The sequence below is a fragment of the Vibrio sp. genome (assembly GCF_050299255.1).
Lineage (GTDB): Bacteria > Pseudomonadota > Gammaproteobacteria > Enterobacterales > Vibrionaceae > Vibrio.
In genome coordinates this window covers 1-20,775 of record NZ_JBNKVP010000062.1, presented here as the reverse complement: position 1 = coordinate 20,775, position 20,775 = coordinate 1, and the positions used below count along the sequence as shown (strand labels likewise).

The 20,775-nt window shown below is 50.7% G+C and carries 15 protein-coding genes and 1 pseudogene; 11 read left to right on the top strand and 5 right to left on the bottom strand.

The genetic code is table 11. The features are described 5' to 3' along the window. The 3 genes from dgcA to ACQY6F_RS14460 all read left to right on the top strand — a co-directional run. On the top strand, nt 1-929 hold a 929-nt coding region (gene dgcA / locus ACQY6F_RS14470), incomplete at its 5' end, for an N-acetyl-D-Glu racemase DgcA (protein WP_428775357.1). Nucleotides 930-1,456: 527 nt separating this feature from the next. Continuing rightward, the gene (locus ACQY6F_RS14465; RefSeq protein WP_428775356.1) at nt 1,457-4,405 is read left to right on the top strand and encodes an exo-alpha-sialidase; all 2,949 of its coding nucleotides are present in this window, start codon (nt 1,457-1,459) and stop codon (nt 4,403-4,405) included. Between the two features lie 7 nt (nt 4,406-4,412). Further along, the gene (locus tag ACQY6F_RS14460) at nt 4,413-4,937 is read left to right on the top strand and encodes a YdcH family protein (RefSeq protein ID WP_428775354.1); all 525 of its coding nucleotides are present in this window, start codon (nt 4,413-4,415) and stop codon (nt 4,935-4,937) included. A 244-nt stretch (nt 4,938-5,181) separates the two neighbouring features. On the opposite strand, the pseudogene ACQY6F_RS14455 reads toward ACQY6F_RS14460, so the two are convergent. The 5 genes and pseudogenes from ACQY6F_RS14455 to ACQY6F_RS14435 all read right to left on the bottom strand — a co-directional run. Next, nucleotides 5,182-5,262 (bottom strand): annotated as a pseudogene (locus tag ACQY6F_RS14455) (NAD(P)H-dependent oxidoreductase); the annotation flags it as partial. A 111-nt stretch (nt 5,263-5,373) separates the two neighbouring features. Next, entirely contained in the window at nt 5,374-6,408 is a 1,035-nt protein-coding gene (locus tag ACQY6F_RS14450) for an ABC transporter permease (RefSeq protein WP_428775352.1), read from the bottom strand. Nucleotides 6,409-6,422: 14 nt separating this feature from the next. Further along, complete coding sequence (locus ACQY6F_RS14445; protein ID WP_428775351.1) at nt 6,423-7,451, bottom strand: ABC transporter permease; 1,029 nt, start codon at nt 7,449-7,451, stop codon at nt 6,423-6,425. Then, on the bottom strand, nt 7,448-8,956 hold the full coding sequence (locus ACQY6F_RS14440) for a sugar ABC transporter ATP-binding protein (RefSeq protein WP_428775349.1): 1,509 nt from the start codon (nt 8,954-8,956) through the stop codon (nt 7,448-7,450). The genes ACQY6F_RS14445 and ACQY6F_RS14440 overlap by 4 nt, the downstream gene beginning before the upstream one ends. A 153-nt stretch (nt 8,957-9,109) precedes the next feature. Next, nucleotides 9,110-10,135 (bottom strand): substrate-binding domain-containing protein, encoded by a 1,026-nt coding sequence (locus tag ACQY6F_RS14435; RefSeq protein ID WP_428775348.1) that lies wholly within the window; start codon nt 10,133-10,135, stop codon nt 9,110-9,112. Between the two features lie 735 nt (nt 10,136-10,870). Here ACQY6F_RS14435 and ACQY6F_RS14430 point away from each other — a divergent pair. From ACQY6F_RS14430 to ACQY6F_RS14395, 8 genes are all read left to right on the top strand, one after another. After that, complete coding sequence (locus tag ACQY6F_RS14430) at nt 10,871-11,932, top strand: substrate-binding domain-containing protein (RefSeq protein WP_428775346.1); 1,062 nt, start codon at nt 10,871-10,873, stop codon at nt 11,930-11,932. A 70-nt stretch (nt 11,933-12,002) separates the two neighbouring features. Beyond that, nucleotides 12,003-13,529 (top strand): sugar ABC transporter ATP-binding protein, encoded by a 1,527-nt coding sequence (locus tag ACQY6F_RS14425; RefSeq protein WP_428775345.1) that lies wholly within the window; start codon nt 12,003-12,005, stop codon nt 13,527-13,529. Nucleotides 13,530-13,558: 29 nt separating this feature from the next. Further along, complete coding sequence (locus ACQY6F_RS14420) at nt 13,559-14,599, top strand: ABC transporter permease (RefSeq protein ID WP_428775344.1); 1,041 nt, start codon at nt 13,559-13,561, stop codon at nt 14,597-14,599. Between the two features lie 9 nt (nt 14,600-14,608). Then, nucleotides 14,609-15,571 carry a sugar-binding transcriptional regulator gene (locus ACQY6F_RS14415; RefSeq protein WP_428775342.1) on the top strand — a complete coding sequence of 321 codons (963 nt, stop codon included), beginning with the start codon at nt 14,609-14,611 and terminating at the stop codon, nt 15,569-15,571. Between the two features lie 2 nt (nt 15,572-15,573). Beyond that, nucleotides 15,574-16,560 carry an aldo/keto reductase gene (locus ACQY6F_RS14410; RefSeq protein ID WP_428775340.1) on the top strand — a complete coding sequence of 329 codons (987 nt, stop codon included), beginning with the start codon at nt 15,574-15,576 and terminating at the stop codon, nt 16,558-16,560. A 49-nt stretch (nt 16,561-16,609) separates the two neighbouring features. Next, on the top strand, nt 16,610-18,382 hold the full coding sequence (locus tag ACQY6F_RS14405; RefSeq protein WP_428775338.1) for an FAD-dependent oxidoreductase: 1,773 nt from the start codon (nt 16,610-16,612) through the stop codon (nt 18,380-18,382). After that, entirely contained in the window at nt 18,366-19,211 is an 846-nt protein-coding gene (locus ACQY6F_RS14400) for a class I fructose-bisphosphate aldolase (protein WP_428775337.1), read from the top strand. Before ACQY6F_RS14405 ends, ACQY6F_RS14400 begins: the two co-directional genes overlap by 17 nt. Nucleotides 19,212-19,230: 19 nt before the next feature. Then, nucleotides 19,231-20,718: an FGGY-family carbohydrate kinase gene (locus tag ACQY6F_RS14395; RefSeq protein WP_428775335.1), complete on the top strand. Its 1,488-nt coding sequence runs from the start codon at nt 19,231-19,233 to the stop codon at nt 20,716-20,718. Nucleotides 20,719-20,775: the final 57 nt, after the last annotated feature.

The following is a 20,775-nucleotide window of genomic DNA, read 5'->3' as shown; positions in this document are numbered from 1 at the left end:
CGCGCATGGAGCCGATGCTACACGGCGAAGTGGTGGTGGTCGAGATCGAGCAGGATGGCTGCGTTGGTCGAGGTGAGTGCGAACGTATGGACATCTTTGAGCCAGAGTATCCGTTTGACGTGTTGGCGGATGTGCAATTGGCAGTGAGTGCGGTGGAGGCGGGCATCAGCCGTGATGAACTGCGTAACCTGCTGCCGTCAGGTGCGCCGCGTAATGCCATTGATTGTGCGCTGTTTGAACTCGAAGCCAAGCTGACCCAGCAGCCCGCCTGGCAACTGGCGGGCTTCAATCAGCCCCCGCAGTCAGTCACGACGGTCTTCACCTTATCGCTCGATAGTGCGGAGAATATGGCCAAAGCGGCGGCAGCGAATAGGCATCGCCCGATCCTGAAGCTCAAGCTGGGCCGCAGTGGCGATTTAGATCGTGTCCGCGCGGTCCGTGAAGCCGCGCCCGACACGCGGTTGGTCATTGATGCCAATACGGGATGGAACTTCACTCAGTTGTGCGACTACCTGCCAGAACTGGCACAGCTCGGCGTAGAAATGGTCGAGCAACCGCTGCCGTTCGAGCAGGAACATTTGCTGGAAACCATTACGCCCGAATTGCCGATCACCGCAGACGAATCTTGTATTGACCGTACCTCTCTGGCAGCGCTAAAAGGGCGTTACCAGGCCGTCAACATTAAGCTGGATAAGACGGGCGGTATGACAGAAGCGTTGGCACTGCTAAAAGAAGCACAGGCTCAGGGCTTTGAGGTGATGGTTGGTTGTATGATCGGCACTTCTCTCGCCATGGCCCCGGCACTGCTGCTCGCCCAACACGCGCGCTGGGTCGACATCGATGGCCCGCTGTTATTGTCTGAAGACCGATCGCCAGCGCTTAATTATCGTGACAGCGTAGTTGAGCCAACGGAAGGCGTTTGGGGTTAATAGTGCCGAACTGAGCTTATTCAACGTAAAAGCCATGGTATTGTGCCATGGCTTTTTTGCTTCAGGCGTACGTAGCTGTGCGACAGATTCTTTTACGTTTGATACAGCAGCCTCTTCGCTTTGAATTATTGCACGCCACAAATAACTTCCTATCGCTACCAGGGTGATGAACATCATTACCAAGCACTGCTACCAGTCCACTTTTCGGCCGTTTGCATTTTCAGCGTGACAATCTGCCGCTCTTACTAATTTCACTTTTCTGAACCACGGTCTTAGATTGTTAATGAAAAAAATTATTATTGTTAAATCGATCTTAGAAAAATATTTTCACTATGATAGTTTGTCAGCCATTCAGCGATAAGTGCTGAATCAATAGTCAGGGACAGGACTGTAGCAATACGGAGAGAACAGCGTAGTGCAAATATGCCATAGGTCTGCCATCTTTCCCCTTGCTTTGGCAGTAGTCCATCAACCTGCAGTGTATTAACAATCATTACTGAACACTTCAGTTAAAAGGATTAGATGGAATGAAAAAAGAGCTCCAATGTGCAGGAATGGCTCTCGTGGCATTTCTGTGTATACCCGGGCAAGTCGCCGCACAAACCTATAGCCAGGCGGAATGGGAAGTTCCAACCGTTGCAGTCAAGAACGCTGGCGAGAATGCCCAGGGCTGGGCAATGGACTGGACTCGTCGTGAGCATACCAATCTTGCGAACTATGACGCGACCTCAGCTACCGATCCGGTAACTCAGGGTTGGGTTGATAGCACCAATAATCAAGCCAGTGGTTATCTGATAGCCGACCCTGACGCTAATGCCTGGCAAGCCGACGGTACCAATGGCCGGGCAGAATGGAAGATTACCCCAACGGCACAACATAATGCTGAAGCCAGTGCCAACGGCTGGACCATGAGTTGGACCAGTCGCGTTGTGTCGGGGAGTTATATTACTAACTATTATGGCAACGGCAGTAAACGCTTTTTGCCAGTTATTGGCCTGAATGCTGCCGGTGATTTAGTGGTGCAATTGACTGGTGGCGGTACGCATACTCTCGTTACCGGTACCGGCGCCGATGAGTATCACGACTATGAAATGACCTACAATTCCACCACGGGGGTTGCCAGTTTCAGTTTTGACGGCAATGTGATTGAGTCCGGATGGGCCGGTTCTGCCAGTCCGCAAAATATCATTGCCTGGGGTAATGGCTCAACGACCACCGACAGTGTCGCCAATTACCGTAAGGTTTCATTCGATATCGCCCCGCCACAAAGTGTCGAACTCCCCAGTCTGTTGAGTGAGATTAACACTTCAAACCTCACTTTTGATGGGTCAACCCAATACCTTGATGCTTCGGCTGAATTGGCGAACATCGCCGGGCTCAGCCAGGGCACGATTTTGACCTCCTTTAAAGCCACTGGAAATACCGCCACTCTATTTAGTGCGTCAAACTCCAGCGAAGGATCAAGTGAATTTGCACTATTACTCTCTAGCCAAGGTATCTTGCAGGTCCACGCCAGAGAGAACGGTGGCTGGGTCAATTCAACCGCAACAAGCACTACCTACTATGACAACGAAGTGCACAAAGCGGCTTTAGTTGTTGATAACACCGGTACCCGAATCTACGTCGACGGCAAACTTGAAGCGAGCAGCAATTCAACCGCCTTTATTAGTAGTATTGAAGGGGTGGATTCAATCAATATCGGCCGCAACCTAGATAATGGCGGTGGTCAGTGGTATTTCTCCGGTGAGATATTCGACACCAAAATTTATGATGGGCCAATGAGTGAGTACCATGCGACCACGTTAACCGCGCGTACCACCGAGGTTGAAAGCTATGATGCTTCGCTTGATAAAACTCCCGCTCTGCAGGGCTGGGAAGAAGATCAGCAAGGCGCGGCCAGCGGAACTCTGATTCAGGAATTAGGTGCTGAGGCTTGGCAAGTTAATGGTACTGGCGGTCGCGCAGAGTGGAAAGTGATTCCTGACTCGGAAACCAACAGTGCGGCATCTGAAAACGGATGGAGAATGACAACTGTTGCCCGTATTGTCTCAGGTAGCGGGATAAGCAGTTACTACGCCGATGGCAATAAACGCTTCATGCCAATGCTGAGCATCAATGCACGCGGTGACTTGATTGCCCAGCTTGAAGGTGGTGGCATTTACAAATTAGTCGAAACAACCGGTGCAAGTGACTACCATACCTATACTGTGACTTACGATCCTGACACCTCAAAAGCGACGTTTAGTTTTGACGGTACCGCCATCGATAGCTGGTCTGGATCTCCTGCCAGTCAAAATATTATTGCCTGGGGTAATGGCTCAATCGCCTCAAATGGCATCGCCAATTATCGCAGTGTGGATTTCGAAGTGTTTGAGAGTGAAGCTGAACTGCCATATTTTGTCACTGATGTGTTTGTTGGCGGCGGTGAAGGCGCCAATGGTATGAGCGATTATCGTATTCCATCGTTTGTCCAAGCGCTGGATGGTTCGCTATTGGCCTTTGCTGAAGCGCGTCCGAGCTACGCCGATCCAGGTCAGGCAGGTGAAATTAAAATCTCGCTGAAGCGCTCTACCGACATGGGTCGTACCTGGCTGCCGGTGCAGACCATTGCTGAAAATCCACTGTATGACTACTCTGATCCGCGCCCTGTCGTTGATCAATCCACTGGAACGATATTCGTGTTTTACACTCAGTGGGAAACGCATTGCGCGCAAAACGGCGACTGTGTGGAACCGGGCGATCCAAACCTATTGCTTTACCGTTCAAGCACCGACAATGGGGTAACCTGGTCAGCAGAGCAGGACGTTAGCCGCGATGTGAAAGATCCGACCTGGCGTTCAATCAATGCAGGTCCGGGACAAGCAATTCAACTAAATTGGCAAACTGAGGTTCAGGGCAATCACAACCAGCGGTTAATCTTCCCGGCCATAGTGCGGGCTGCGGATAGCTTATTTTATGTTGCTTCGATCTATAGTGACGATAATGGCGCAAGTTGGAGCGCAGGTCACCTTACTCCTGTCTCTGGCCCAACTGAAGCTGATTTGGTGGAGTTAAGTGATGGCAAATTGCTGCTTAGCGCACGCAACGACAGTTGGTCGCCTGGTAGCCGATACCATTTTGTTAGTGATGATGGCGGCGTAACCTGGACAGCAACCACCCATGACATCGCAATCTCCAAAGTCGATATTGGCATGACTCGCTTCTCTGCCGTTCGTCGTGGTGACCGAGCTGATCGCATTTTATTGTCAGGCCCGATTGGTAACCCAGTGGGCAGTAATCGAAATGATCTCGGTGTGTGGATAAGCAATGACGAAGGTCAGACATTTGGCACACCGCACCAGCTGACCTACGGTTTTGCGGCTTATTCGGATATCCTGAAATTGCACGATGGCACTATCGGGATTGTGTATGAAGCATCACCAAGTAAGCAGATTCGTTTTGTAAACATCGATATCGCCACCCTCGAAGGGCTGTAAATAGTGATTGGCATCTAAGCAAAGCCACCTTCAAGCAAAGCCACCTTCTTTTGAAGGTGGCTTTTTAATAGCGGCCGTTCAGCGATTCATCGTACTCTTGCCGATAACATATAGTGCTTTATCTCAAATTCACTGTGGGGCAAGCCATCGCTGTCTTGGAATATTCGGCGCAGACACAGCACGTTTCACGGCAGCTCTGTTTAAAAATGGTGTGCTATGTTTGTTTTACGCTAGTAGATATTTTAAACAGAAAATTCGGTTGAATACCGGCTTGGAGGAGAATGTTATGTTAGGTGAAAACCATGCGCTAGTGAACGAGTTTCCAGAGTTTGAACAATTGATCACTAAGCTTGTTTCAAGTGATGGCGCCTTTGCTACAGAAATGAAAAAATACAACGCACTTGATGAGGAAATTCGTAAACTTGAGCTACAAAACGCACCGATCACGGATGAGTCGATGCAAGAGATGAAGCACGAAAGAGCGGTGTTAAAAGACACTTTGTATCAGCTTCTCCAAAAAGCTGAAGGGTGAAACTTACCGCCAGGTACTCTGAATTGCCCTGTTTACGTGAGAGTAGGGTGATAAACAAGGGATACTTTGAGCACAAACAAGTACTGAATCATTAAACTTGCAGTGAGTAAGGTAAGTTATATCCCTGAGCCATTAGCGAGCCACTACGTTGAGTGGCTCTAATTTGGGTTAGGACAGCTATGATCTGTTTTCGTTGATTAATCTAAAGGTCTTCAGATTTCAAACAGTCACTACCACGTAATCCATAGCCAGTCTCATCGGTGTTGGCATCAGCAAACGCATAGGCGCCCATAAAATTGTTATACATCTCTGCAGGTAGGTGTCCCAACATATTGTACCGTCGAATTGTCGGCTGCCTTATTGCGTGCCTAACACCTTTCAACTAAAGCAATTAACCATAAGCAGAAATGCACTCCGCTTATGGTCAATTGAATGGTTAAGCCTGGTTTTGCTTACGGCTGACCAGATGATTGGAAGCGGCTGCTGCCAACAGCGCCGCGCCAATGACCAGGGTTTGATAGTACGCCGGTACAAGTGTCAGCATACCGACGGTCAATGTCATAATAATCAGTGCACCAATAAAAGAACGCAGCACTTTACCTTCACCGCCGCTAAAGGCGGTACCGCCAATCAGTACCACCAGTATTGCGGTCAGCTCCATGCCATCGCCGGATAACGGGTCGCCCAAAGACATAAAGCTGGCTCGGGCAATACCAGCCAGTGAGGCGGTTGCTCCCACGATGGCGTAGAGAATGAACACCACCAGTCCGGTTTTAATGCCGGAGAGTTTGGCTGCGGTCGGGTTACCGCCGGTTGCCGCGGCATATTTGCCAAGCAGTGAACGGTTTTGAAGCAGGATCAATAATGCGGTGACTCCAACCGCGACCCAAAACGCCATTGGCAAACCGAGTAGAACCGCATCACGGCCATAGTCGTTAAACCAGGCCGGCATTTTCATGGCACCCATTGATTTGATCGCCGATACTCCATCTTCCACCAGCAGCAGAGCGATCCCTTTGTACAGGCTTAAGGTAATCAGGGTGGCGATCACCGGTGTGATATTAAACTTCACCACCAGCAAGCCATTAAAAGCGCCGAGCAAAATGCCGCAAAACACCGTGATGGCAAACGCCGGCAGAAACGGTACGCCATTAATTGCCAGCAGGGCGTAGATGACTGCGGTGAGGCTCATTGTGCTCCCGACGGAGAGGTCAATATAGCCAGATACCATCAACAAGGTAAACGCGCCCGCCAGCACCAGAATCGGTGCCGAGACCCGCAAGATATTGATGATGTTTTTCTTATACAGAAAGTTACCACGTTCAAACAGCGCATACTGATCTAAGTTAACGCTACTGAGGAAGATGACAATCGCAGCCAGTACAAAATAGATGTAGTAGTTGCGCAGGAACGCGGCCACTTGGCTAGTGAAAGCGGGCGCGTTGGTTAACGCTTTGGTTGGTTCAGACATAGCATCCACCTTGACTATTTGTTTCTATGGGCCAGCGCCCAGGTTTGTGCGGTAATCGCTAAGAACACAGCGACGGCTTTTAAAATAAACTGCCAGTCTGGCGAGAGGGTCAGGCCGGTGGCCGCCGAGGTGACCACGGCGAGAATAATGGCACCAAAGAACATACCAATCACGGAGCCAAAGCCGCCTGCGATGGCGATCCCGCCCAGTAGCGCAATCACCAGCGCATCAAATTCCATTAACAGTCCACGGTTGGAAAAGCCGGATTTAAATTCAGAAGAGAGCAGTATGCCGACAATACCGGCAACCAAGGCGCTAAACAGGTAAAGGTAGGTGATATGTTTTGCATTATCGATACCCGAAAGTTTGGCGGCTTCTGAATTGGCCCCAATCCAGTAAGTGATGCGACCGAAAACCGTTTTTCGTTCGATAAAAATAGCCACCAGCAATAACAGCAGCATAAACAGCACCGGGAACTGCATCGAAGTGCCAAACACTTTGAGGTTGCCCAATACGCCAAATTCGGCGGGCAGGTTGGTGTTTCTTTGCGATCCTTCGGTGATCACCTGAGCAATACCCCGCGCGACCATCATGGTTCCCAGAGTGACAATAATCGACGGGATACGGAACTTGACCACAAACAGCGCGTTCAGGCCTCCGATGGCTAACGCGCCCACCAACGCGCCAGCAATGGCCAGCCAGTAAGGAAGACCAAGCCCGGTTGAAAGGGCAGAGCCACCGCCGGAGGCTTGCGCAAACCACACGGACAACACGCCGGACAACGCGACAATGCCGCCGACCGAGAGGTCGAAATTACCGGAAACCAGCAAAAACGAGACGCCGATGCCTAACGAGATTACCGCCCAGTTGTTGGTTACCAGGTTGAGCATATTCTGAACCTGGAAGAAGTTCGGCACAAAAACCGAGGCGACTAAAAACAGCCCGATGGCAACCAGGGCAACCAGCAGAGTTATGTACATCTGGTCGCTGATTCTGCGGTATTCGACTGATGCGCTTTTGGATGTTACGGAAGTGTTCATCATACGGCCTCCTCAAGGCCACCTGTAGCAGCGTTTAAAATATAATTGGTATCAACGTCCGGGCCATTTTGGATTTCAGAGACCAATGCCCCGTCGTACAGCAGGAAAATGCGGTCGCAAACCCCCAGGATCTCTTCAAGTTCGGTCGAAAACACCGCGACGGAATTGCCCTGGTTGGCCAGGCTCTTAACCAGATCGTAAATCTCTTTTTTGGCGCCAACATCAACGCCACGGGTAGGCTCATCCAGCAGCAATAATTTAGCCTGAGAAAACAGGCACTTGGCTATGACCACTTTCTGCTGATTGCCGCCAGATAGTTTTTCAGTGTGCTTCTCAATTGAGCTGGTGGCGATGGAGAGCTTATCGACATAATCCAGCGCCGCGTCTAGCTCGTCTTTTTCTTTGAATACACCAAAGTCGGACATGCGCGGCAGATTCATCACGGGAATATTTTCCCGTATGGTCAAGTTGGTAAATAACCCCTGGGTCCGGCGCTCTTCGGGTACCAAGGCAATGCCCGCGGCTATCGCTTCTCTGGGGGAGTTGCCCACCGGCTTCCCGTTGAGCGTGATGCTCCCTTCGACTTTATCCGCGCCGAATATTGCTCTGGCGATCTCGGTTTTACCCGCCCCGACCAATCCATAGAATCCGACGATTTCACCCTGCTTAATATCAAAAGAGACATTCTTCAGTCTTTTATTATTCAATCGCTTAGCAGATAAAAACACGCTGTCGCTCACCGAATCGCGAGGAGAGTAATCGTGTAGGATGCTGCGACCTATCATCATATCGATCAGTTCAGCGCGGCCGTTCACCTCTGACATCGGCTTGGTGGCAATATGCCGGCCATCGCGCATCACGGTTACCGTGTCACCCAGTGCCAGAATTTCATCCAACTTATGCGAGATATAAATAACGGTGACATGCTGCGACTGCAGGCGGCGGATCACGGTAAATAACCGTTCCACTTCGCGCTCTGACAGGGCGGCGGTAGGCTCGTCCATGATAATGATGTTTGCGCCAGAAGAGGCTGCCCGGGCGATTTCGATAATCTGTTTCTGGGCCACACCAAGAGTGGACACTCTGGCATAAGGATCAATCGAAGGTTCGATGGTCGCGAGTGTGTTGATCACCCGTTCTTCCAGCCCGGATTTAACCAGGAAACCGAATTTGCTCTGCTCCATGCCCAGTGTCAGGTTTTCGAGCACCGTCAGCTCGTCCACGACATGTAACTCTTGAAACAGCGTCGCTATGCCTGATTCCCGGGCAGATTGTGTGCAGGTGGGGGTGTACGCCTGGCCATTCACTTTCATGGTACCTTGAGTCGGTGCTATTGCTCCGGTAATCATTTTTACCAGGGTAGATTTACCGGCACCATTTTCGCCAATTAAACAATGGACTGTGCTGCGTTCAATCGAAAAACTCACCTCATTGACTGCCCGGACACCAGGGTAGTCTTTGATGAGTCCTTCGACAGAGAGAACAGGTGTGGAATGTTGACTATTCAAGATGATCGCTCCTTCGGTTGGGCATCTTCGATACTGCGAGCTAGTTATTAAGGCTACAGATGAAGTTGATGTTCCGTATCGCTGAATTGCTGAAAACTCGAGTGTGAGGGCCTGCCTGCTGAATAACGCAGGCGGCCCTCAATCCCATTTCAGTTAGTTGCTAAACTGTGCCTGCAGCCATTTTTCAGCTTCAGGTTTTGGCATTGACCAGTACGAGATGGTGTAAGCCTTATAGAAGAACTCTTCGGCTTTGCTGTTGGTGGCAGCCACTTTGTCGTTAATCACATCCATCACCAGATCGATACGGCCGCGTGCCGTTTCGATAGGCGGCAGGCCCATAGACAGCTTCAGACTGGAGTTTGGATCGTAAATCTGTTCGAACTCGACAGAGTCAAAGTCGACACTGGCGACGATTTCCGTCAACGGTTTGCCATCTTTAAACTTGCCGCGGCCGAGCTGAGACAGGCCCGCCATCGTCCCCACGGTGAGGTTAGACGCTTCTGAATAGATCAAGTTGACTTCAGGCTGTTGAGTAAGCAAATCGACGATGATCTGCTTGGCCGCTTCCTGGCCTCCGCTTGCGTCCAGAGCACCTAAGTTACGCGCACTTGGATCAACCGACAGTACACCTTGCGCGAACGGGTTGGTCCGCCCTGAGCTAACCTCAGTATGGTTTGGCCAACCTAACTGAACCATGACAATCGGTTTATCCGGATGGGCCTCTTTCCAGGCTTTGGCCATTTGCGCGCCCATTTCAAATGAGACGGTGGCTTCGTCGCTTCGCGCGGTCGGGATGCCGGTGTCGGTGATCGGGCTAAAGAAAGAGGTCATGGCGATATCTTCTTCCAGTGCTTCCTGCACCCCAGGTGTGGCCGCTTCACCATCCCAGATATGCAGTGACGCACCATCGAAAGCGCCCGCTGCGACCTGATCGACGTTTTGAGTCATCACCGCAGAGTCCGCTTTGCCATCAAATATCACCACTTCCGCACCGTATTTCTCTTTCGCATAGCGCTTGGCTTCCGTTGCCTGAGACTGGTGGAAAACGTTCGACAAGTCGGAAACGAAAAATGCAATTCGTTCATTGGCTTGTACTGTTGCAGCCAGACCTGAAGCGACAATAATACTCGTGGCTATAAGTCCCTTACTAAAGATCTTTTTCAAAGTCACTGACTTCATAATTTTCTCCATTCTTGTTTGGTATTCACTCGTCGTCTTATTAGGAGCAACAGCTGCATTTCTCGTGTGGAATCTGTTCTGTCTTTTACAAGTAATAAGCAGCACAACTCGTTGTTCTCTTTCGCGTGAATTATCTTTCAGACCGGTGAAATATATTTCACGTGTTAAAAGGTAGTGAACAAGATGTAACCAGTCAATAGCATAACGATACGATAAGTATCATTTTTGTTAATTATTGTGATCCATGGCTATTTTGTAATTAAATCGATACGCAATGTATCAATATTGTGTGTAAATGTGCTTTTTTATGATTAATCTCTAACTGTGTGAAATAAATTTCACGCCTTTGAACCCTGGTATAGCGTTGCGGTTGGTCATTGCTCTCGCTGGTCTGGATGGTCTTGAACCTCTCCTGAACCCTACAAAGCTAGGCACTGGTGACTTGCTGATACCGCTGCCTGAACGGCAAAACTCCGGTGAGGTTAATTTGTGACCAACTCCAAACTAACGGGTTAATGATCATCATAACGATACTTTTTGTATCATTTTTACTTGAAAAAGTTCATTTGTGTGATTAGTTTTTACTTTAACGAAATAAATTTCACGCTTGATTAACATTTTGGAAGGGCGGAGATTTCATTTCGACAACGTGGAATGAAAACGGGAGAAAGGTACTGGGAGCGGTAGTACTTGGATCTGGCAAAGTAAAAATGACAAGAAAAAGGAATAGCTACAATGAGCAAGTTCAGAAAGTTAGAGAGCTTCATCAAGTCTGCCACCGCGGTATCTCTACTGTGTAGCGTCAGTCTGTTTGCGACTGTTGCCAACGCTAAAAGTGATATGGGTGACGCCCCGTTCAGATGTAAACCGGGCGAGACTTATTATATGAACGTCATGGTGTCCGGGGTGGAGTACTGGTTCCCGGTATACGAAATGATGAAGCAAGCCGCACAGTCGATGGGGTGCAAAACGGTGTATACCGGAACACCAGAATATGACGTCAACAAGCAGCTAGCCTCGTTTGAACAAATTCTGGCGAAAAAACCTGCCGGTATCTTGCTCCACCCAATGAATCCAGACCCGTTTATTGAACCGATTAACCGTGCTGCGGAGATGGGTATTCCGGTCGTAACCTTTGCGGCAGACTCGCCAAATTCGAAGCGAGTGTCATTTATTACCTCTGACAACTTCCAGGAAGGTAAATACGCTGCCGACGCTGTCGCACAGGACATGGGCGGTAAAGGGGAGTATGCGGTATTAGAAAACCCCGGCCAGGATAACCATGATCGTCGTGTTCAGGCATTTATTGCCCGTATGGAAGAACAGTGGCCGGACATGAAGCTGGTGTCCCGGCAGGCGAGCAATACCGATGCGACCAAGGCTTACAATGCCGTAATGACTATGGCTCAGGCCCATCCAAACCTTGGCGCCGTATTTATGCCAGAAGCGACGTCGGCGATGGGGGCAGCGCAAGCGGCCAAAGAGCTTAACTCTGGTATCCGGGTATTCAACGCGGACGTCAATGCCAAGATCCTAGATATGATCAAACAAGGGGATATCTTCGGTGCGGTGAATCCAAACCAGGGTATGCAAGGTTATATGGGCATGATGATGCTGTATATGGCGGCCCATTCCAACATGATTGATCCGATGAACGACCACAAACGCTCAAATTACAATCCAATGGGCATACCGTTTGTCGACAACGGCTTTGCTATCGTCACCAGAGAGAACGCTGATGACTTCTACTGGGACAAGTACCTGGAGCGCAGAGGAACCAAAGGTATCAACGAGTAACTGAGTCGGCGGGGCTCACCTTGCCCCGCTCGTTCTATTAATCTTTGTTTCATACCATGAGGTTAAGTTCATGAGTGACAATACCCCCTTGCTCTCGATACGCAATGTCAGTAAAGCGTTTGGTCGCACTAAAGCCCTGTCTGGTATTAACTTTGAACTCCGTGCAGGCGAAATTCATGCTATCGCAGGCGAAAACGGTGCCGGTAAGTCGACCCTGATGAAAGTCATCGATGGTATTCATCAACCAGACAGTGGCGCGATCTTCGTCGGTGGCAAGGAGACGGTCATTCGAAATCCTGCCCATGCGCAGAAGCTGGGAGTGGGGTTTGTCCATCAGGAAATTGCTTTGTGCCCGGATGTTTCTGTCGCAGAGAACATTTTAATGTCTCGGATCAACCTCTCTTCCAAGTGGTTTGTTAATTACAAACAGCTGTATCAGGAAGCAACGGAATCCCTGAAACGACTGGCCGATATCGATACCAAACAAAAAGTGGCAGAACTGAGTATTTCAAACCAGCAACTGGTGGAAATCGCCAAAGCGCTGACCATAGATTGCAAAATTCTTATTCTGGATGAGCCGACCGCAGCCATCTCTGAAAGTGATGCTCAGGTGCTGTTTGGCATTATGCAGCAGCTTAAATCTGAAGGTATCGGGATTATTTACATTAGTCACCGCATGGCGGAAATATTTACTCAGTGTGACAGGGTCTCGGTATTTCGCGATGGTCATTCGGTGGCAACGTACAACGTCAGCGAAACCACGCCGGATAATATCGTACAAAACATGGTTGGCAGGGAAATAACCAACCTTTATCCGGCCAAGCATCTGAACGATGTAACAAACAATCACTGCATGCTTAGTGTGCACGATCTGTCTGATAGCCAGCGCTTTAGCCACATCAGCTTTAAAGTCTATCAGGGTGAAATATTTGGCATTGCCGGATTGATAGGCGCGGGGCGTTCTGAATTGGCCAAGGCGATAGTCGGTCTGAGCGCAAAGCAGGGCGGTGCTATCGAGTTCAATGGTCAGCCTGTCGACATTCGTAACTATCAGCAAAGTATTGCGCTCGGCGTGGTCTATTTGTCGGAAGACAGAAAAGAGAACGGGGTGTTTCTGGATCTCTCCATCGCCAAAAATGTGTCTGCGCTTAACCCGGAGCAGGTGTCAAAAAATGGCCTGATAAACAAAAAAGCAGAGCTTGAACAGACAGAAACGCTGACCTCGCAACTTAACCTGAAAGCCGGTTCGCTGGAGGACAACGTTTACTCATTGAGTGGTGGTAACCAACAAAAAGTGGCGCTGGCTAAGATACTGTCGATTAACCCGACGCTGATTATTCTGGACGAACCGACCAGAGGTATTGATGTCGGCGCCAAAACCGAAATACATAAACTGATTCGTGAACTGGCGAATCGCGGTATTGGTGTCATCGTTATTTCCTCTGAATTACCGGAAGTTATCGGGTTGAGTGACCGAGTGATGGTGATGAAACAAGGTCAGAATATGGGAATTTTGACCGGTGATCAGATTAATGAAGAAGAAATCATGCACTTAGCATCGGGTAGTCAAGACATTGAGCTACAGGTTGCCGGGTAGCCGAGGCTGGGAAATAAAGGAATATCGTTATGTCTATCAATAGCTTAAGTGGTTCAGTTAGGCAATCAAGCCAACAGGGTGGTACTGACAATACCCAAGTAACACATAAAAAATCCAGTTGGCTGACTCGGGCAACAGGTATGCGTGAAATCAGCCTTATCGTGATTATCGCGGCGATTTTTATCGCAATGAGTTTTGCTTCTCCCTACTTCTTAACCTGGGCCAATATGAAAGCGATGTTGTTGTCGTTTTCGGTCGAGGGAATTGTGGTGGTGGGCATGACCATGCTGCTGATTGTCGGTGGGATTGACCTGGCTGTTGGCGCAGTGATGTGTCTGGCTATGGTGATGGCGGCGAAGCTGTTTGTTCTGGGGGTAAATCCCTGGCTGGCCAGCCTCATATCGATTGCGATGTGCAGCCTGATCGGCTGGATGATGGGGAAATGTGTCACTAAGATTGGCCTGCATCACTTTATTGTCACGCTCGCCTTTATGGGGTTAGCGCGCGGGGCAAGCATGATCATTACTCAGGGGACACCGATATCACTGTTTACTCTGCCGCCGGAATTTAAGTTCATCGGCCAGGGCACACTGTTTGGCGTACCTTTCTCCATCATTATTTTCTTTGTGGTGATCATCATTAGTGATTTTCTGCTGCGCAACGCCACGGCATTCAGAAAGATTTTTTATACCGGCAGCAATGAAAAAGCCGCGCAATATTCCGGCGTTCGTACTGACCGAATCAAACTGATGGTGACGGTACTCTGTTCCGGGCTGTGTGGTCTGGCGGGCATCATCTATATGTCTAAGTTCGGTGCCGCTACGCCTAATTTCGGCGTGGGGCTGGAGCTGAATATTATCGCGGCCGCGGTAATTGGCGGGGCGAGCCTCAATGGCGGTGAGGGCTCGGTCTTTGGTGCCATCTTAGGCATCGCCTTGCTCAGCCTGGTGTCCAGTTCTTTGATGCTGCTGGATGTATCTGTGTACTGGCAGGATTTCATTAAGGGGCTCATCTTGCTGGTGGCAGTCGCAATCGACCACGTAGTGCATCAGCGTAAGAAGCTGAGCTAGGGAGCGAGAATGATGAGTGAACGCGACGACATCTTAAGACAAACGGCAAAGATTTTAACTTTGCGTTATCTGGAAAACCGCAGTCAGTCTGATATCGCCAAGCTGTTGGGCCTGTCTACGGCAAAAGTGAACCGGGTGATCAAACAAGCGCATGATGACGGACTGGTAGAGATAACCCTCAAGCTACCACAGGAGCGTACCTACAGCCTGGAACAGCGCCTGAAGGAGTCGTTTTCACTCAAGACGGCGTTGATTCAGGCCAGTGTCAGCCAGGACGACAGCGTGGTCACTCAACAGGTTGCCAAGGCGGCGGGCGAGTTACTGATAGAAACCGTCAAACCCGATAGCGTGATCTGCATTAGTGGCGGAAAAATGATGGCGCAGATCGTCGAGCAACTTAAACCGATGCATTTCCCCAATGTCCGCGTAGTACCGGCAACGGGCGGGATTCAGGGACACCATTTTACCGATGTTAACTATCTGGCATCGAAAATGGCGGAAAAACTCGGCGGGACCAGTAGCCAGCTTCATGCGCCGCTGTTTGTCGATACCGAAGAACAGCGCTCGATCCTGATGGAAATGCGCAGTGTTAAAGCGGTGCTGGATCTGGCGCGCAGTGCCGATATTGCTCTGGTCGGCGTTGGCTCGGTCGCCAGTGAGAGTGACAGCTACTACGACCTGCGTTCATTAAGCGGCCATCATACAGAATTCAACATTGGCACTCACTGCCAAGGGGAAGTGTTGGCTCACCTTTACGACCAGGAGGGCAAAGCGTGCGCTGAACATATTAATCGCAAGCTCATTGGCCTGGATTTACAAGAACTCGGCAGAATTGAACACAGCTTTGGTGTCGCTGCCACCCAGTCGAAAGTCGCGGCGATTCTGGCCGCACTGAAAGGTGGGTTGATAAATGGATTGGTGTCAGACGAAGACACTGTCGCCAAAGTATTGCAACAAGCGGAAAGGGATTAATTATGCAGACAAGAGAATTAGGTAGTTCAGGCATTCAGGCCTCCGTCATCGGCTTAGGAACCTGGGCGATGGGCGGCTGGATGTGGGGCGGCACGGATGAAAAATCATCGATTGAAGCGATCCACGCCTCGCTTGATAGCGGTGTTACTCTGATAGATACCGCGCCGGCTTACGGCCTGGGCGTTTCGGAGCAAATTGTCGGTAAAGCGATCAAGGGCAGACGTGATCAGGTGGTTCTGGCCACCAAATGTGGTTTGGTCTGGCATACCAACAAGGGCAATCACTTTTTTGATGAAGACGGGAAACCGGTACACCGATACCTGGGTGCCGAGTCGATTCAATATGAAGTGGAACAGAGCCTGAAACGACTGCAAACCGATTACCTCGATCTCTACATTACTCACTGGCAAGACCCGACCACGCCGGTTGAGGAGACCATGGAAGCCTTACAGGCGCTGAAGCAGCAAGGCAAGATTCGTGCAATTGGCATCAGTAACGTTAATCAGCAGGAGCTGGAAGCCTACCAGCAAGCGGGCACGATCGATGCGGTGCAGGAAAAATACAATCTGATAGAACGCCAGTTGGAAGAGTCGCTGCTGCCCACCACGATTAAGACCAACGTTTCCTGCCTGAGCTACTCGTCACTGGCCATGGGGCTGCTGAGCGGAAAGATCTCTCCGGAGCGTGAGTTTTCCGGTGACGATCAGCGCATAACCGATCCGATGTTCACCATCGAAAACCGCCGTTGGGTGCAACAGTTCTGTCTGTCGATTGAGCCTATCGCGCGGCAGAAAAACATCAGCGTTGCCCAGCTGGTTATTGCCGCTACCTTGCAGCAGCCCGGTATCACATATGCCCTGTGTGGTGCCCGAAATGCCGCCCAGGCACTGGAAAACGCGGCCGCAGGCGGTGTGGTGTTGTCAGAAGAAGAAGTGAAGTTTATCAATGCCAAATCACATGAGTTTTTTGGTGAACTGGAAATGGCTTAACCAGCGACTGAACAAGTAAACCTAACAACGCAGTTGGCAAGGAAGAATAATGAATAACACCCGAAGAACAGATCAGCAGGTTACGGATAACAGCGAGTTTGATGTTGTTGTTATTGGTGGTGGCATTAACGGGATCAGTGTGTTCCGTGAACTGGCTCTGCAAGGTGTCCGGGTTCTGTTGGTTGAAAAAGACGATTTCTGTTCAAAAGCCAGCGCGGCACCGTCGCGCATGATCCATGGCGGATTGCGCTATCTTGAAAACGGTGAATTTGCGCTGGTTAAAGAGGCGTTATATGAACGTAATCGCCTGCTCAGCAACGCGCCGCACCTGGTTGCGCCGCTGGAAACCACCATACCAATCTTTTCAGTCTGGTCAGGGATATTTGACGGTCTGCTTAAGTTTTTACGCCTGAAAGACCGGCCTTCACAGCGTGGCGCGCTGGTGATCAAGCTGGGGTTGTCGCTTTATGACTGGTTTACCAAACGCGACCAGCTGATGCCCGCGCACCAGATGCATTCGGCGAAAGCTACCCGGGCACGCTGGCCGATGATGGGCAGTGAAATTGCCAGCAGTGCCACCTACTTTGATGCCTGGATCCGTTCGCCTGAGCGCCTGGCAATTGAGCTGATTCAGGAAGGCATTGCCGCGGGCGGTGTGGCAGTAAACTACACCAAAGTGGAAGGTTTTACAGAAGGCCAGCTGACGCTGCGTCATCAGAATGGTGGTGAAGTGAAACAGGTCCACAGCGCCCATATCGTGAATGCCACCGGGGCCTGGGTGGATACGACAAACGGCCTGCTCAGCTCAAGCAGTCATTATATGCAGGGTACCAAAGGGTCACACATTATCGTTGATAACCCGGCGCTATTGCAGCAACTGGATGGTCAGATGCTGTTTTATGAGAACAGCGAAGGCCGGGTCTGCATCCTGTTTCCTTACTACGACAAGGTGCTGATAGGCTCAACGGATATCCCGGTCAGTGACCCGGAATCGGTGCGATGCACCGACGAAGAGATCGACTATATTTTGCAGTCGATCCGGGGTGTGCTGCCTGGGTTAACCATCACACGAGACCAGATCGTTTATCAGTTTTGTGGCGTCCGGCCTTTGCCGTCGGTTAATACTTCGACCACCGGGCAAATCCCGCGTAGTCACTCAATGAAAAAAGACCGCCTTTCAGGCGCCACGGTTTATTCACTGATTGGCGGCAAATGGACCACATTCAGAGCGTTTGGCGAGGAAGTGGCCGACGATATACTTGCGGCACTCGGTCGCGACAGAATCTGCGATACCAGCCAGAAGGCCATCGGTGGCGGGGTGAATTACCCCAGCTCGGACGCGGCCAAACAGCAATATCTGCAGCAGCTGTGTAGCCAGTATCCGCAGCAGTCAGCGGCCATGATTACGACCTGGTTTCAACGCTACGGAACTCAGTGCGAATCGCTGCTGGCGTGGCTGCAAGACAAAACGGATTCAAGGCTGGAGTCATTACCGGAATATAGCCAGGCTGAGCTGAGCTACATTTTGCAGCATGAGCATGTGGCCACCACCCTGGACCTTATCCTGCGGCGGACCTCCATCGCCATTGAAGGCAAACTGAATCAACAGGTGTTTGATGAAGTTTCCAGCCTGGTTGCCAGCCACTTTGGCTGGGATGAAGACGCCCGGCAAATCGACAGAGCTAAAACAGTACAGGTACTGGCGGACTTTCATGGGGTCGATTTGGACCAGCGGCCACCGCTACGTCAACCAGTTCAGATAACCCAGAATACTCAAAATGGACAACTCGTTAACGGAGAAAAATATGTATTTAACCAATAAAGTGAGGATGAACCGCCTGTTTAAACAAGGGCGATGCCTGGATGTTGCTATTGACCATGGCGTTTGTAACGAACCCTCCTTTCTGAATGGGCTGGAAGACATGACTAAAGTTGTCGGTCAACTGGTTAAGGCAAAACCGGATGCGATCCAGATGAATGCCGGTCAGGCTGACCTGCTGCAAACCGTGGACGGCAAAGACAAACCGGCGCTGGTAATGCGCATTGATCTGGGAAATCCATACAATGAACAGCGTCACCGCCATATGTGGGCGCTGCTGCAAAACGCCGAACAACCGTTAATCCAGGCACTGCAGATGGATGCCGCTTGTGTGGTGGTCAATCTGTTTATGCTGCCGGATGAGCCGGAGCTGTTTAAACAGTGCGTAAACAACATCAGCCGGGTGAAAGCGGAATGTGAAAAATATGGCATGCCGCTGATGATTGAACCTTTGGTGATGCAGCCGAACAGTCACGGCCAGGCTTATATGGTCGACGGCGACTGCGAAAAGATTGTCACCCTGGTGCGCATGGCTCGTGAGCTGGGCGCCGACATCATCAAAGCCGACCCGACCACCAATGCCGACGATTCCCATAAAGTCGTTGAGGCGGCTCGCTGTCCGGTACTGGTCAGGGGAGGCGGCAAAGAGGACATTGAATCTGTGTTCAGCAAAGCCAGAGCGCTGCTCGACCAAGGTGCGCTCGGTATGGTGTATGGACGCAATATTTATCAGCACCCGAATCCAAGCCTGGTGGTGGATGCCTTGATGGCAATGATTCACCAGGGGGCATCGATTGAGGATGCGATGAATATTTACGTAGGCAACCAGTAAAGGAAACGGGAGAAGGGATATGAGTTGTTACGCTCTAGGAATTGATTGCGGTAATACGGCGATAAAAGCGGCGTTGTTTGATGCATCAGGGCATGAAATTGGCGCTGTCGCCAATAACTACCCGACTCATATTCCTGCTCCCGGCTATACCGAAGCCAATCTGCAACAGTGTTGGCAGCTGTGCGTGGATGCGATTCGGCGCGTGATTGAGAAAACCGGGGTCAAGGCGGCGCAGATTAAAGCGATCGGATGCAGTGGTCATGGCAACGGACTCTATCTGCTGGACGCCGCTCAGCAACCACTGCTGGCGATTAAATCTCTCGATAACCGCGCCGCCGCAGAGGTTACCAGGCTACAGGCTTCCAGCCAGTTTACCGATATCGACCAACGAAACCGCCAGGGTGTCTGGTCGTCGCAGACCGCGACCTTGCTCCATTGGCTTAAGCAGCATCAGCCTGAGCGATATCAGCAGATAGGCCAGGTGCTGTTCTGCAAAGATTATCTGAACTTCTGCCTGACGGGGGAGTGCAGCACGGAATGGGGAGATCTCACCGCATCCGGGTTGTTTGATTTCGAACGCGACTGTGTGTCGGAGCAACTACTGCAGGGCTACGGTATTGCGGATATTGAGTCTAAGCTGCCGCCGGTTCGCAACAGCAGCGACATCGTTGGCGCCATAACCGATGAGGTCGCCGCACAAACCGGACTGACATCCGGTACGCCGGTGATTGCCGGCTTGTTTGACGTGGTGGCGTGCGCCTACGGTTCGGATGCCGCTTCCCTTGGCGATGTGTCTATCGTCGCCGGTACCTGGAGTATCAATCAGTTAGTGACTGATACGTTACCGCCGCCAGAGGTCTTTATGACCTGTAAAATGGGTGAGCAACGTTACCTGGCCATTGAGTCCAGCACCTGTTCCGCCTCCAATCTGGAATGGCTGGTGCAGCGTTTTTTTAGCGATCAGACCGAGCAGTGCCGGCATAACTCAGGGTCTATTTTTGACCAGTTTAATCAGCAATTAGAGCAGCTTGATATTGAGGCCGGGCTGCCCATTTTTCACCCTTACCTGTACGGCGCAACCAATAAGCAAATGGCAGGCGCCAATTTATTTGGTGTGGCCGGTTGGCATGAGGCCAAACACATTGTGTATGCATTTTATGAAGGGGTGGTGTTTGCCCACTTAGAACATATCCAACGCCTGCGCCAATGTGGTTATCAGATCAGCACCGTATCTATGAGTGGCGGGGCTTCTCGCAGTGACTACTGGTGCCAGCTGTTTGCCGATGCGCTGGATGTGCAGATTATGGCAAGCCAGTGCGACGAAGTGGGTGCCAAAGGTGCCGCGATGCTGGCGCTTAGTCGTGTATTGGAGCCACTGGCGGAGGTAAATGAACTCGCAAGCTGTGACCATGGGCGTCAATTTAGCCCGCAAAAGCAACGTCATGCGTTACTCAGCCAGCGTTACCAGAAGTACCTGGCGATAAGAGACTGTTTGGCTCAGCTGTAACCGCCAAATAAACAATCAAAACACCGCAACGGACGCATCTGAGTGCGACCCGGCGGG